Source organism: Thermomonas sp. HDW16 (assembly GCF_011302915.1).
Taxonomy (GTDB): Bacteria; Pseudomonadota; Gammaproteobacteria; order Xanthomonadales; family Xanthomonadaceae; genus Thermomonas.
The window spans coordinates 1,122,987-1,134,922 of sequence record NZ_CP049872.1 but is presented as its reverse complement, the minus strand read 5'-3'; the positions used below and the strand labels follow the sequence as shown (position 1 = coordinate 1,134,922).

Below are 11,936 nucleotides of genomic sequence, written 5' to 3'. Positions count from 1 at the left end.
CATGCGTCTGAGCCATGCTTTTCTCGCCTCACGGCAGCCTCAGTTCAGCACCCATTTTTGCGGCGCGAGTGGCGGCGGTAGCTCAGTTTCCCCGAGCGATGCCAGCATCTCACGCTCGATGGTGCGCTGCATCGCATGCAGTGGCAGGGAGTTCGGCTGCAGCGCGAACGGATCCTCGAGCTGGTGGCCCAGTGCATCCAGACCGAAGAAGGTGTAGGCAATCAACAGCACCGGCAGCAGCGTCCACCCGCCCAGCGAACCGGCCAGCGCGAACGGCAGGGTGATGCAGAACACCAGCGCCGTGCGGTGCAGCAGCAGCGAATAGGCGAAGGGCAGCGGCGTGTTGAGGATGCGCTCGCAGCCACCCTGCACATGCGAGAGTTGGGACAGCTGTGCTTCCAGTACCGAGTAGTGGATTGCATCGATGCGCTGATGCCGCTTCAGTTCCAGGCAGTCCTTGCCGAGCGCATGCAATACAGCGTCGGTGGGATTTGGACCGGTCGCGGCCTTGCCGAGGTCATGCCAACTCGCGATCGCCGCTGTTTCGTCTTCGCGGCGCAGGTGCGCCGCCAGACCCGCGGTAAAGCCGCACAGGCCATGCAAGAGCCGGCGGCGTTCGGGCTCGTCCAGCGTCGCCGTCTCGCGCGCGAACGAACGACAGGCGATGATCAATTCACCCCACAACTGGCGTCCTTCCCACCAGCGCGCATAGCAGGCGTTGTTGCGGAAGCTCATGAACACCGACAGCGCGATGCCGATCAGGGTGAACGGTACCGCGCTGATCCGCGCGAAGATGCCGGGATGGTGCGCGGCCGCATACACCGCGACCACGCTGACGAAGGCGATCAACCCCAGCCGCAATGCGATCCGCGGCAGGATCGAGCCGTTGATCGCGAACAGGATGTCCTGGAGCGTGGGTTGTTGCCTGACGAACATTCTCGATGGGCCTCTGGTGCGGTGGGTCCGGCGAGAAAATGCCGGCGGCGCCCTGATCTTCCACGCGTGGGGAATGGGCGTAAAGTCGTCCATGGCAACCACGCGCTGGAGCACGCCCCCATGGCCGAGCACAAACCCCGCTACAAGACCTACAACGCGCCGGCTGGCGGCTGGGGCGCCGCGGCGGCGACCGCCAAAGTGCTGCTGCAACAGAGCGTGATCGTGAAGGGATCCGAAGCGCTGCTGAAGATGAACAAACCGGGCGGCTTCAAGTGCCCGAGCTGCGCCTTCCCGGACCAGGCCTGCGAGAAGATCTTCGATTTCTGCGAGAACGGGGCCAAGGCGCTGGCGCACGAGGCCACCAAGTTCCGCGTCACCCGCGATTTCTTCGCGCAGCACAGCGTCACCGAGCTGATGGAGCAGTCGGACTATTGGCTGGAGATGCAGGGCCGCCTGACCGAGCCGATGCGCTACGACGCGGCGACCGACCACTACGTGCCATGCAGCTGGGAAGAAGCGTTCGAGGTGATCGGCCGCCACCTGCGTGCGCTGGACAGCCCGCACCACGCGGAGTTCTACACCTCGGGGCGCACGCCGAACGAGGCCGCGTTCCTGTACTCGATCTTCGTGCGCGAGTTCGGCACCAACAATTTCCCCGACTGCTCGAACATGTGCCACGAGCCGACCAGCCGCGGGCTGCCGCCGGTGATCGGCGTCGGCAAGGGCACCGTCACCCTGGAGGACTTCGACCGCGCCGAGGCGATCTTCGTGATCGGCCAGAACACCGGTACCAATTCGCCGCGGATGATGACCAACCTGGTGGAGGCGCGGAAACGCGGCATCCCCATCGTCGCGGTCAACCCGATGCCGGAGCGCGCGCTGATCCGCTTCACCGAGCCGCAGGACATCGTGCAGATGGCGACCTTCGGTTCCACCCCGATCAGCAGCGAGTTCGCGCACATCAGGATCGGCGGCGACCTGGCCTTCTTCAAGGGCATCATGCGGGTGATGTTCGAGCGCGAGGCCGCCGGCGAAACGGTGCTCGATCACGACTTCATCCGCGAACACACCGTCGGCATCGACGCGGTACGCGAGGACGCACTGGCGCAGGACTGGGCGCAGATCGTGGCCATTTCCGGGCTCACCGAGGAACAGATCCGCCGCTGCGCGGAGATCTACATCCGCTCCAATGCCACCGTCATCTGCTACGGCATGGGACTGACCCAGCACCAGTACGGATCGCAGCTGCTGCAGCAGCTGTCGAACCTGCTGCTGCTCAAGGGCAACTACGGCAAGCCGGGCGCCGGCATCAGCCCGATCCGCGGCCATTCCAACGTGCAGGGCGACCGCACCGTCGGCATCGACGAAAAGCCCTCGCAGGCCTACTTGGATCGCGTGCGCGACGTGTTCGGCTTCGAGCCGCCGCGCGAACACGGCCACCACGCCATCGAGAGCGTGATGGCGATGCAGGCGGGCACGGCCAAGGTGTTCATCGGCATGGGCGGGAATTTCGTGCGCGCGGTGCCGGACACCGAGCAGGCCTACGCGGCGATGCGCAAGCTCGAGCTCACCGTCGGCATTGCCACCAAGCTCAACCGCGGGCACCTCGTGCACGGCAAGGAGGCGTTGATCCTGCCGGTGGTGGCGCGCTCGGAACGGATCGAAACCGCCAACGGCGAGCAGTTCGTGACCATCGAGGATTCGATGTCGACGGTCACCGCCTCGCGCGGGGTGCTGGATCCGGCCAGTCCGGACGCGAAACCGGAAGTGGAGATCGTCTGCCGCATGGCGATGGCCGCGCTGCCCGACAGCAAGCTCGATTGGGGTCGCTATGTCGACGACTACGATGCGATCCGCGACCTCATCGCCAAGGTGTATCCGCAGATCTACACCGACTTCAACACGAAGATCCGCAATCCTGCGGGCTTCTTGCTGGACGTGCCGCCGCGCCGGCGCGTGTGGCCCACGCCCAACGGCAAGGCGAATTTCCTGGTCATGCCCGGCCTGTATCCCGACGACCCCATCGACGATCCGGCCATGCTGCGCCTGGCCACGGTGCGTTCGCACGATCAATTCAACACCACGATCTACAGTTACAACGATCGCTACCGGGGCGTGTACAACGACCGCATGGTGTTGTTCATGAACGCGCAGGACATCGCCGACCGTGGTCTGAAGGAATACGACAAGGTCGCGCTGGAAGCCTTCAGCGACGACGGCATCCCGCGACGCATCGACGGCCTGACCGTGCTCGATTACCCGATGCCGCGCGGCGCCATCGCCGGCTATTACCCGGAACTCAACCCACTGATCCCGCTGGATTACTACGACCGCATGAGCGGCACACCCGCGGCGAAGTCGATCCCGGTGCGAGTGGTGGCCTGAGGCCTGCGTTATCGAACTGGTGGTTCCACACTGGGGAGAACACCGATGCATGACGAAGCACTACTGGTTGCCCGACTTTTCCTGGGCGTCCCATTCATCCTCTGGGGAACGATGAAACTGCGTGGCGGCGAAGCCAAGCTGGTGCCCGTGCTTGCGTCGATGGGCCTGCCGGATGCCAAGGCCCTGGCCTATCTGGTGGGTTTCTGCGAACTCATCGGCGGCGTGGGCGTGTGCCTTGGCTATCCCGCGCGTACGTTCAGCGTCCTGCTAGGTCTGTGGTGTCTGGTGACGGGTTACACGGCCCACAAGAACGACATCAACCAGTTGCTGGCGCACGTGGGCATGGCCGGCGGCTTCTTCGTCCTGGCGATCGTGGGCGCGGGGGCGATGTCCCTGTTCGGCGGAGCGCCGACGGGCGTGTTCGCCTACCTGCCGTAGCTCAATTCACGGTCGGGCCGCCGGTCAGAACGGCACGCCGTCGAGCCTGCCCATCTTGCCGGCGAGGAAGTCGCGCTTCGCCTGCACGATGCGCTCCGGCGTGTCCATCACGAAGGGTCCGTCGAAAATCAGCTCGCCTTCGACCGGAGCGCCGCCGAGCAGGGCGACATTGGCCGGCAGCCCGGCCGCGGCCTGCAATCCGACCCGCGCGCCGGGGCCGAACACGACCAGCGTTCCCGGCGCCAGCGTTTCGCCGTCCGGCCCCGCGAGCGCGCCTTCCAGCACGTAGCAGCCGAGCTCCTCGGCATCGACGTCCAGCTCGACCGCGGCGCCCGGCTCCAGTTGCACATGCACGAACACCGTCGGTGTCGCGTTGCGCATCGGCCCGGCCACGCCGTCCACCTTGCCGGCGATGACGCGGACGCGGGCGCCTGGCAGGTTCAGCTCGGGAATGTCGGCAGCGCGGAACGAGGCGTAGTCCGGCTCGGCGAATTTCATCGACGGCGGCAGGCTGGTCCACAACTGCAGGCCGTGGCGGCCGCCGGCCGGCTGCTCCGCATGCAGCATGCCGCGCCCAGCGCGGATCCATTGCGCGTCGCCGGGGCCGAGGCGGTCGCTGAAGCCGACGCTGTCGCGATGCTCCACGCTGCCGTCGAGCAAGTAGCTGATCACCTCGATGCCCGCATGCGGATGCGGCTTGTCGCCGATCCCGCGCCGGCTTTGGTGGCGGTAATGGTCGAGGAACACGAACGGCCCGAGCGAGGGCTGGCCTTCCACCGGCAGGGCACGCCGCAGCAGCATGTCGCCGTCGTCGATGACGCGGTCCTCAGGTAAGGCGGTTTGGATTCTGCGCAGAGTCACGGCAATCCCCGGGTTGTGCATTGCAGTCTTGAAACTAGCACTGTCGCTTTGGTCTTGCATGATCGTTGGTACCACAGCAGTTTCAGTTCGGCTCGGTTCGACCCATTGGGGACGTACTTAGAGCGCTGGTAGTAGGTTGCGGGTCAGGAGTTTGAACGTCATCAGGTGCGGTTGCCGCTCGTTGTAGTTGGCGGTGGTAATCACGACCACGGCTCGTTTTTCGGGCAGCAGGAACACCGCGTTCCCTCCCGTACCGGCCATCATGGGGCTGGTGATGGTCGAGTCGCCGGACGGAATCTTCATTAGCCACCATAGATACCCATAGTCGGCGTCGTCGCGCGCCATCGCCTGTGCGGTAATCGAACGGTGGACCCACTCGGCCGGAATGAGTTGCTTGCCGCCGTAACGACCGCCGTCCAGGTACAACTGGCCGAGTTTCCACAAGTCGCGGGTTCGCAGCCCCAGGCCGCCTCCGGCTTGGGCGAGCCCCAGCGGGGAAAACTGCCACTCGGGAGCCTGGATGCCCAGGGGATCGAACAGTCGGCGTTGCGCATAGGCCTGCAAGGGTTCGTGCACGGCGCTCTGGATGACTTCGCCCAGCGTGGTCACGCCCGCCGTGCAATAGCGGAAGCTGCGTCCGTGCGGCGAGTCGGCGGGCTTCGGCATCCATGCGGGGAATCCCTGCACCGGCAGGTCCGCATAGAACTGCACCCAGTCTTCGATGAGGTACATGCGCTCTTCGTTGCCGCGTGAGAATTCGCTTTCGTCGTTGCATTCGACCTGAGAGGACATCGTCAGCAAGTCCTCGACGGTGATCGCGTCCTTGCGCGGATCCGGGTTGAGCATGCGCGCGCGACGCTGCGGCGGCAGCAGGTCGAAGATGCGGGAGTCACGCGACATGCGCCCATCGGCAACCGCCAGTCCCGCCAGCATGCCGGCCACCGTCTTGGTTGCCGAGCGGGTGTTGCGGCGCGCATCCAGGCCTGCAGCATCGAAGTAGTGTTCGTACACCACCTTGCCGTCCTGGGCGACCAGGATGCTGGTAATCGCCTTGTAGTCGCCTCGCTCGACGGCCTTCTCGGCCTGGTCGAATCGGCCGGTCTGTGCCGTCGCAGCGAAGGACGCCGTGGCAAGCGTGAAGCAGAGTAATGCGCGGTGCATGGAAGTTCCTTGTGGATGCTCTCGTGTCCGATGACGTTAGCGCCCGCGCAGGCGGGCATCTTGTATCCGGGAAACCTCGGCGCGGCTCAGTGCCAGTCGACGGAACGCCCCGGGCGTCATGCCGAATTCCGCGACGAAGGCGCGGTGCAGGTGGCTCTCGTCGACGAAGCCGAGTTCCGACGCGGCGCATGCCAGCGTGCGCCGCCTGGCGATCAGCGAAACCGCCTTGTGCAGCCGGCGCTTGCGCAGGTATTCGCTGGGCGCAATGCCATGGCGCTTTCGGAATGCCCGCGCGAGGTACACAGGATGCAGGTCTGCAATCGATGCGAGTTCCCCGAGCGAGGGCGGCGGTGCGTGGTCGGCCTCGAGGCGATCCAGCACGCGCTGGAGCTTGTCGCCGTTGGTGGGCATCGGCTGGAGCAGGGCATCCGCCATCAGTTCCGTGAAGATCGATTCGATTGCCAGCGGGGACGCGTGCTCCCAGTGCCGGACTTCGGACAGCAAGTGCATGGCGCGCGCCAGCGATCGTCGCGGAAGGCGGCGGGGTTGATCGCCGATCGCGTGGCCGTCGCACAGGCGCTCGAGCGAGATCGACGGCATCGTCAGGGTCAGGAACAGGCCATCGCGCGAGCGGAACCGGTCCCGATGCTCGGTGCCCGGGGGATTGAGGATGACCGCAGGTTCGGCGCAAACCGAAGGCATGCCGGCGGCATCGCTGACGTAATGCCCGGCCAGCACCACCACCAGGTGCATGTCGGCATGCTGGTGGCGATGAATGTCGTGTTCCGGAATCGTCGGGCGCAGATAGGCGATGGCGAGGTCGGGGGTCGCCTGCTGGTGCAGCGCGAAGCCCATCACCCCGATTCCGGTCACGGGGGGAGTTGCGAGGGCCGTCATGGCGATTGCCGGGCGCGGACAGGACAGTTCTGCACGGAACCTTCCGGCAATGGGTCTGGTGCGATGGAGCTTAGCGACGCGCTATTTGTACCGAGTGAGCTGGAAGATGAAAGCCATGGGCAGCCGACGAAACGGCAAAAGACGGTGCCAAAAGTTAGGCTGGCTCAGCCCCTAGCATGAATCCCATTGACTGCTTTTGGCCGAGGCTGTGTAAAAACTCCCGGGTCGCACGACGAGCTTGAATTCTGCGGTTCGACAAGACGTTGGATGCTCAGAATCCACGGAGAGGGACGCAAAACGATCATTCTTTGATCAGTGCAGAGTTGCTCAAGAGTTTTCACACAGCCTCGGCCGAAAGCGGCCCATAGCGTTCACACGCAAGCGAGCACGTGGCAACACGAAACCTATATCCGGCGCCCCGGCATCCTGCGCTGTTAGGATGTGAAATATTTACGTTGTTATGGAGCGCACCATGCCGAACCTCAGCACGATTCTCAAAGGCGAGATCACCCGCCTCGCTCGCAAAGAGATCAAGGCGGCAATCGATCCGATTCGGAAGGCGAGCGCCGCTCATCGCAAGGAGGTCGCAGAGCTAAAGCGGCTGGTCGTATCGCTACGGCGTGATCTGAAAGCGGCCTCGAAGCCGGCAAAGGCTCGGGCAGAAATTGACGAGGCATCTTCCAATAGCACTCGTTTCTCGGCTAAGGGTCTGAAGTCCCTACGAGCAAAGCTAGGCCTATCAGCCGCTGAGTTCGGACTCCTGGCAGGCGCCAGTGGGCAATCGATCTACAAGTGGGAGACAGGTAAGGCAGTGCCGCGTGCATCACAACGGGCATCCTTGGCGGCTGTCCGTGGCATCGGGAAGCGCGAGGCAGCTAAACGCCTTGCCGCGATCAAGTAACGTAGCGGCCGCCACTAGAGCCGCTATTCCGCAATGGCCATTGCTTGCGACGAAGCAACTATCTTCTCAAGCGCCGTACCATCTCTCTGGCCGAGTGCATTGGGAACGAACCGCGCGTAGGTACTCATGAGCATGCGGGAGTCGCTATGGCCGAGCGTCGCCGCCACGAACATTGGCGCTTCGCCCGCGGCCAGCATCAGTGAAGCCGCCGTGTGGCGCAGGTGTTCGGGGGCACGGCTCGCCAATCCGGTCGCCTCCAGAAGTCGGGGCCAATCGCGCTGCGCGAAATTGCACGTATCGATCGGGCACCCGCGCCGGGTCTGAAACACGAACCCACCGCCGCTGCCCGTCCGCTCCGATTGCCGACGCATCCCCGCCTCGACCGACGGCAGCATTGCAATCGTCCGCTCGGAGTACTCGTTCTTGGGCAGCACCTGCTGCCCGCGCACCCGCGCCGCCGAGATAGTGATTGTGCCGGCCTCCCAGTCGACCTGATCCCACAGCAGTCCGTTCGCCTCGCCGCTGCGCAACCCGGTCAGGCCTCGAACGAGGACGTAGTCACCCAAGTGATCCGGCGCGGCACTCGCCAGCCGCAACAATTCCGGAAGGGCGAACGGGTGGATCGTGGTGCGACGCTGCGGCAGGCGACGTAAGCCGCGACAGGGATTGGCGGTACCCAACTGCCGTTCCCGTTCGTCCAGCAGTTGCCCCAGCACATCGAGAATCCGATTGATGCGCCGCGGCCCACGCACCTTGCCAGCCGGGCCCGGCTGCGTCGCCAACTCCTTACGCAGCTTCAGGACATCGACGCGGCCGAACGCCTCGACGGGCCGGCCGGCGAAAACAGGCAGCAGGTGGGCCCGAAGGATGACCTGCACGGCTTCCCGGGTGGTGGGGCGCCAGGCAACGGCCATCGCCTCGAACCACTCCCAGGCAAAGTCGGACAGCGCGAGGCTGTCCGACCGGGGCGGGAAAGCGATGACCGCGTTCATGCGCGCTTGGGGCTGCGCGACCCGCAGGGTGAAGCAGCGGGCGCCGCCCTGCTGCTCGCGCTCGATCACCGGATCGGTGCACGGCGTGCGAAGCGCGATCCCATCCAGGGTCGCAGCGAGCCAGCGATGGGCCGTCACCGGACTACGGGCATGGCGGATTTCTTCGATCGCCGCCTCCCGCAACAGGTCAGGCTCAGGAAGCGTCACGGCCGGCAGCGGCTGACGCCAATGCGCCTCGTCCTCGCCGGTCCAGTCGTGCCCACACTCATGGGCTGCCTGCATGGCCTGGCTGTGTTGCGCCTCGCGGACGCGCCCTTGAAAGGCCAGGTCAAGCAGTGCGGCGAGGAACGCCTGCTCGCCGGGCCGCTCGGCCAGTGCGGTGTATTGCGCGACGCACAACCGCGGCAGGCCCATGACCTGCAAAGCGGCATTCGTGGTGAAGGGGTTCATGGCATGGTTCCTTGAAAGCACCGGGAATGTCCGGCGCTCCCAAACTGCCGATTGAACGCATCTGCCGAATCGCCGAGGGATTTGGCACAGGTACCACCGTCCCCGACGTCACGCAGTGACTTCGTCCGTCCAGCATGGACCAGGTCCTTGAAGACACACCTCGATCGGCCAAGGCATCCCGGGCTCGGCACTCGGCGCCGGAGCCGTGATGTGCGGACGGCTCGAAAAGACCGTTTTCCCGTTGCCTTAGGTTTTTGAAATCCCCGTGTGTGATGGAGGCTCATTCACTGACGCGGAGCTTCCATGATCTTTCTGACAAAGGACCTCGTTCATCGACCGACTTCGGAGCAGCAGCGATGGCTGGCAAACGCAATTCCGCTCCTCGTCGCCATGCGAGCCTGGGCTGACACACTGCTTCTGGGCTGCGCCGTATTCTTTTGCCTGCGAATCGCGCACGTGGGCCCGATTCGGTCTCTGATGGTCGCGATCTTGGTGCTTGCTGCTGTAGCCACCAGCCTTGCACCTCGCATCGGCCAATCGATCTGCGCGCACGCGGCATTGCGACTGCGCGCCGGACCTGCCCAATATCTAGATGTGCAAGGTCGGAGGTTCAAACGCGTCGCATCCGGATATGTCGTTTCGTGCCTGGGCCTTTGGTGCGTGGTCGGCGCTTACAACCTTCTGTCGCTTTCCATCCTGCTGACTTGGAGCGGCCAACCATTAGAGATGTATTTCTCCCAGTGGCCTGTCCTCACGATTTGGCTGCTGTTTGGTGGCTGGACAGCGCTGGTGTTTGGAGAGCATTGGCTGCTGCGGAGCCTGAAGTCCTGACGATGAGACAGTCGAAATACCTCCTCCATTAGCGCAACGGACCGAATAGGTATTCCAAATGGGCCAGGTTGACCTGGCATCACCGTGAGGAACCGCCATGACCAGCATCGACCCCAGGTTTCGGCAGGCGCTTTTTGAGGCTATCGCATGGGCCAATGCGACTGGATGGCCCACCAAGGATCAAGATCTGTTGGTCACCATCGATGTTACGCAGCGGTTCGCAGGTCGAGACGTCAATCTGACCCTGGAAATCGCAAGAGGCCTGCAGCAGGGTGAAGACCAGGACGCACTCACGCATCGAGCGGTGCTGTGCCGCGTTGCGGCACGCTTAATCGGCGCATCGGGCCCAGCCAGCAATGAATCATGACCGCTTGCGCGGCAGGCTTTCGTCATTGCGTCGAAGTCGCTTGATGCGCTTGCCTGGCCGGCTCTCCACGGCCTTCTGGAACTCGCCCACAAACGAGGTCAGATCCAGGCCAAGCGCATTGCACAGAAACCACAGCTCGACGACATCCAGTCGGCGGACACCGCGCTCGATATCGCTGATGAAGCTCTGGCCCCGGCCCATTGCTTCGGAGAGGGACGCCTGGGTAATGCCTGCCTGCTCCCGGGCGTCGCGCAATTGGCGCTGCAGGAGCTTGGCTTCCTCGCTGTAGAGGGTCTTCGGCATTGGTCGCGATCGGCAAGTGCGACCGAAACCCTATATGTGATATTCCTATATCGGATGTTCCGATATTCGACCTACCATGCCGCCATCAAGGGAGAAGTGGCAATGCCTAACTCGGCCAATCAGATCGGGAATCCCTCCGCAAAGAATTTGATGACCTCAGCCGGGAAACTTGGCCTTGCCGTCGTGCTGGGGTTGAGCGCTTTGCAAACACAAGCTGTGACAGCACCTGACGATGGTGGGAAATCCAAGAACTTGCAGGCCTCGGAGGGGCGTCGCCAGTTCGAGATCTGGGAAAGGGAATATGCGAAGAAAACGGACAGCAAGCCGCCAAACATGGAAAAGGCACTTCGCGCACTCAAACGCAGCGCCGAACTTGAAGATCCAGAGGGTCTAGAGGATTGGGCTCTTTACTTCAATTGGCCTGATCTTTGGCCGGATAAACCCGAGCAATATGCATACCGGTTCCGCCTTCTAAAGCGCGCGGTTGAACTTGGCAATGTCGATGCCAACGTCGGTTTGGGACTCGCGTACGGCTTTGGTCAGGGAGTCGCTCGAGATCCAGGAATGTATGCTTACCACCAGTGCGTTGCAAAGCGAGCTGGCAATGAGTCGGCTCGCAGGAATCTCGAATTCAGCACAGCTGGTGAACATGCGGAATTCGCCAGAATTTCGCTGCAAGAGCCGGTGCTGTTTCGTGTGAGAGCAGACAAAAAAGCAGGCGGGATCACATACCTTCGCGTTGGCCAGGAGGCTTGGGAAGTCGCCGACTACAATGATGGGTGGACCGCAGTCTATTTGCCTGAAGGTTGCGTTGTCGGATTCGTAGAGACAATCGATTTAAAGAAGGCCAGGGCAGCGCCTACCGGGGACTAGATCCGAAATTCTCTCGTCCCCTGAGATATTCCTCATAGCCATCAAAATAACAACCAAGATGAAATCAACCCTTCGTTGGATTGTGATTGCGTTGACCCTGATCGCCATACCCGCCTTGGCAGGAAAGGCCAGTTTTGGATTTGCCACCTCGATCGAGACGGAAGGCTTCTTCATGAGCCCGAAGGTCAAGCTGGTGAAGGTCACTGCGGTTCATCCAAAATCGCCCGCGGAAGCAGCGGGTCTCCGCGTCGGCGACATCGTCATGGCGGTCAATGGCCGCAAGGTGCCTGGTGGCTCTGCCAAGGCGCTCGGCGAGTTGATGAGCAGTTTTAGCCCGGGCGATCACCTTAAGATGCAGGTGCAAAGGAGCGGTTCTGGACTGCATTCCATAGAGCTGATCGCAGCTGCAGCAAAGTCACCTAGCGAGTGAGTAGAAGTGTGAGTAGAGGAAAATTTTCCAACGGCGGAATTTCTCGATACATCCAAGGGTTAGGCGATTCTTCCGAGGTCAACTTCGGGCGCCAGACAAGAAAAACCCGCC

13 protein-coding genes are annotated in these 11,936 nt (G+C 63.1%); 7 read left to right on the top strand and 6 right to left on the bottom strand.

All coding sequences use genetic code 11. The features are described from left to right. Nucleotides 1–39 precede the first annotated feature (39 nt). A complete protein-coding gene (locus G7079_RS05200; protein ID WP_166056223.1) occupies nt 40–936 on the bottom strand; it encodes a bestrophin family protein in 897 nt (298 codons plus the stop codon). A 120-nt stretch (nt 937–1,056) separates the two neighbouring features. On the opposite strand from G7079_RS05200, the gene G7079_RS05195 reads away from it, so the two are divergent. Together G7079_RS05195 and G7079_RS05190 are read left to right on the top strand one after the other, a co-directional pair. After that, nucleotides 1,057–3,321, top strand: a complete 2,265-nt coding sequence (locus G7079_RS05195; protein ID WP_166056221.1) for an FdhF/YdeP family oxidoreductase — start codon at nt 1,057–1,059, stop codon at nt 3,319–3,321. A gap of 45 nt (nt 3,322–3,366) precedes the next feature. Then, complete coding sequence (locus tag G7079_RS05190) at nt 3,367–3,759, top strand: DoxX family protein (protein ID WP_166056218.1); 393 nt, start codon at nt 3,367–3,369, stop codon at nt 3,757–3,759. A 24-nt stretch (nt 3,760–3,783) separates the two neighbouring features. Here G7079_RS05190 and G7079_RS05185 read toward each other — a convergent pair whose 3' ends face one another. The 3 genes from G7079_RS05185 to G7079_RS05175 form a co-directional block, all read right to left on the bottom strand. Continuing rightward, nucleotides 3,784–4,560, bottom strand: coding sequence for a pirin family protein (locus tag G7079_RS05185; RefSeq protein ID WP_166056216.1), 777 nt, complete (start codon nt 4,558–4,560; stop codon nt 3,784–3,786). Between the two features lie 177 nt (nt 4,561–4,737). Beyond that, on the bottom strand, nt 4,738–5,781 hold the full coding sequence (locus G7079_RS05180; RefSeq protein ID WP_166056214.1) for a serine hydrolase: 1,044 nt from the start codon (nt 5,779–5,781) through the stop codon (nt 4,738–4,740). Nucleotides 5,782–5,817: 36 nt separating this feature from the next. Further along, a complete protein-coding gene (locus G7079_RS05175; RefSeq protein ID WP_166056212.1) occupies nt 5,818–6,636 on the bottom strand; it encodes an AraC family transcriptional regulator in 819 nt (272 codons plus the stop codon). 514 nt (nt 6,637–7,150) lie between these two features. Between G7079_RS05175 and G7079_RS05170 the strand changes: the two genes are divergently transcribed. Beyond that, nucleotides 7,151–7,579 carry a helix-turn-helix domain-containing protein gene (locus G7079_RS05170; RefSeq protein ID WP_166056210.1) on the top strand — a complete coding sequence of 143 codons (429 nt, stop codon included), beginning with the start codon at nt 7,151–7,153 and terminating at the stop codon, nt 7,577–7,579. Nucleotides 7,580–7,602: 23 nt separating this feature from the next. Here G7079_RS05170 and G7079_RS05165 read toward each other — a convergent pair whose 3' ends face one another. Beyond that, nucleotides 7,603–9,021 (bottom strand): site-specific integrase, encoded by a 1,419-nt coding sequence (locus tag G7079_RS05165; RefSeq protein WP_166056208.1) that lies wholly within the window; start codon nt 9,019–9,021, stop codon nt 7,603–7,605. A gap of 303 nt (nt 9,022–9,324) precedes the next feature. Between G7079_RS05165 and G7079_RS05160 the strand changes: the two genes are divergently transcribed. After that, nucleotides 9,325–9,852 carry a hypothetical protein gene (locus tag G7079_RS05160; protein ID WP_166056206.1) on the top strand — a complete coding sequence of 176 codons (528 nt, stop codon included), beginning with the start codon at nt 9,325–9,327 and terminating at the stop codon, nt 9,850–9,852. A 97-nt stretch (nt 9,853–9,949) separates the two neighbouring features. Beyond that, nucleotides 9,950–10,219, top strand: a complete 270-nt coding sequence (locus tag G7079_RS05155; protein WP_166056204.1) for a hypothetical protein — start codon at nt 9,950–9,952, stop codon at nt 10,217–10,219. Here the strand turns inward: G7079_RS05155 and G7079_RS05150 are convergent. Further along, nucleotides 10,214–10,522: a helix-turn-helix transcriptional regulator gene (locus G7079_RS05150; protein ID WP_166056202.1), complete on the bottom strand. Its 309-nt coding sequence runs from the start codon at nt 10,520–10,522 to the stop codon at nt 10,214–10,216. The two genes, G7079_RS05155 and G7079_RS05150, sit on opposite strands and share 6 nt — an antisense overlap. Before the next feature lie 102 nt (nt 10,523–10,624). Here G7079_RS05150 and G7079_RS05145 point away from each other — a divergent pair, with 102 nt between their 5' ends. Both G7079_RS05145 and G7079_RS05140 read left to right on the top strand, forming a co-directional pair. Then, complete coding sequence (locus tag G7079_RS05145) at nt 10,625–11,395, top strand: sel1 repeat family protein (protein WP_166056200.1); 771 nt, start codon at nt 10,625–10,627, stop codon at nt 11,393–11,395. A 58-nt stretch (nt 11,396–11,453) separates the two neighbouring features. After that, nucleotides 11,454–11,825, top strand: coding sequence for a PDZ domain-containing protein (locus G7079_RS05140; protein ID WP_166056198.1), 372 nt, complete (start codon nt 11,454–11,456; stop codon nt 11,823–11,825). Nucleotides 11,826–11,936 lie beyond the last annotated feature (111 nt).

Excerpts from the sequence above, each read along its gene's own strand:
- G7079_RS05145 (WP_166056200.1), top strand. The coding sequence starts at position 10,625 with ATGCCTAACTCGGCCAATCAGATCGGGAATCCCTCCGCAAAGAATTTG.
- G7079_RS05185 (WP_166056216.1), bottom strand. The coding sequence starts at position 4,560 with ATGCTGCTGCGGCGTGCCCTGCCGGTGGAAGGCCAGCCCTCGCTCGGG.
- G7079_RS05150 (WP_166056202.1), bottom strand. The coding sequence starts at position 10,522 with ATGCCGAAGACCCTCTACAGCGAGGAAGCCAAGCTCCTGCAGCGCCAA.
- G7079_RS05180 (WP_166056214.1), bottom strand. The coding sequence starts at position 5,781 with ATGCACCGCGCATTACTCTGCTTCACGCTTGCCACGGCGTCCTTCGCT.
- G7079_RS05175 (WP_166056212.1), bottom strand. The coding sequence starts at position 6,636 with ATGGGCTTCGCGCTGCACCAGCAGGCGACCCCCGACCTCGCCATCGCC.
- G7079_RS05195 (WP_166056221.1), top strand. The coding sequence starts at position 1,057 with ATGGCCGAGCACAAACCCCGCTACAAGACCTACAACGCGCCGGCTGGC.
- G7079_RS05160 (WP_166056206.1), top strand. The coding sequence starts at position 9,325 with ATGATCTTTCTGACAAAGGACCTCGTTCATCGACCGACTTCGGAGCAG.
- G7079_RS05155 (WP_166056204.1), top strand. The coding sequence starts at position 9,950 with ATGACCAGCATCGACCCCAGGTTTCGGCAGGCGCTTTTTGAGGCTATC.
- G7079_RS05190 (WP_166056218.1), top strand. The coding sequence starts at position 3,367 with ATGCATGACGAAGCACTACTGGTTGCCCGACTTTTCCTGGGCGTCCCA.
- G7079_RS05140 (WP_166056198.1), top strand. The coding sequence starts at position 11,454 with ATGAAATCAACCCTTCGTTGGATTGTGATTGCGTTGACCCTGATCGCC.
- G7079_RS05170 (WP_166056210.1), top strand. The coding sequence starts at position 7,151 with ATGCCGAACCTCAGCACGATTCTCAAAGGCGAGATCACCCGCCTCGCT.
- G7079_RS05165 (WP_166056208.1), bottom strand. The coding sequence starts at position 9,021 with ATGAACCCCTTCACCACGAATGCCGCTTTGCAGGTCATGGGCCTGCCG.
- G7079_RS05200 (WP_166056223.1), bottom strand. The coding sequence starts at position 936 with ATGTTCGTCAGGCAACAACCCACGCTCCAGGACATCCTGTTCGCGATC.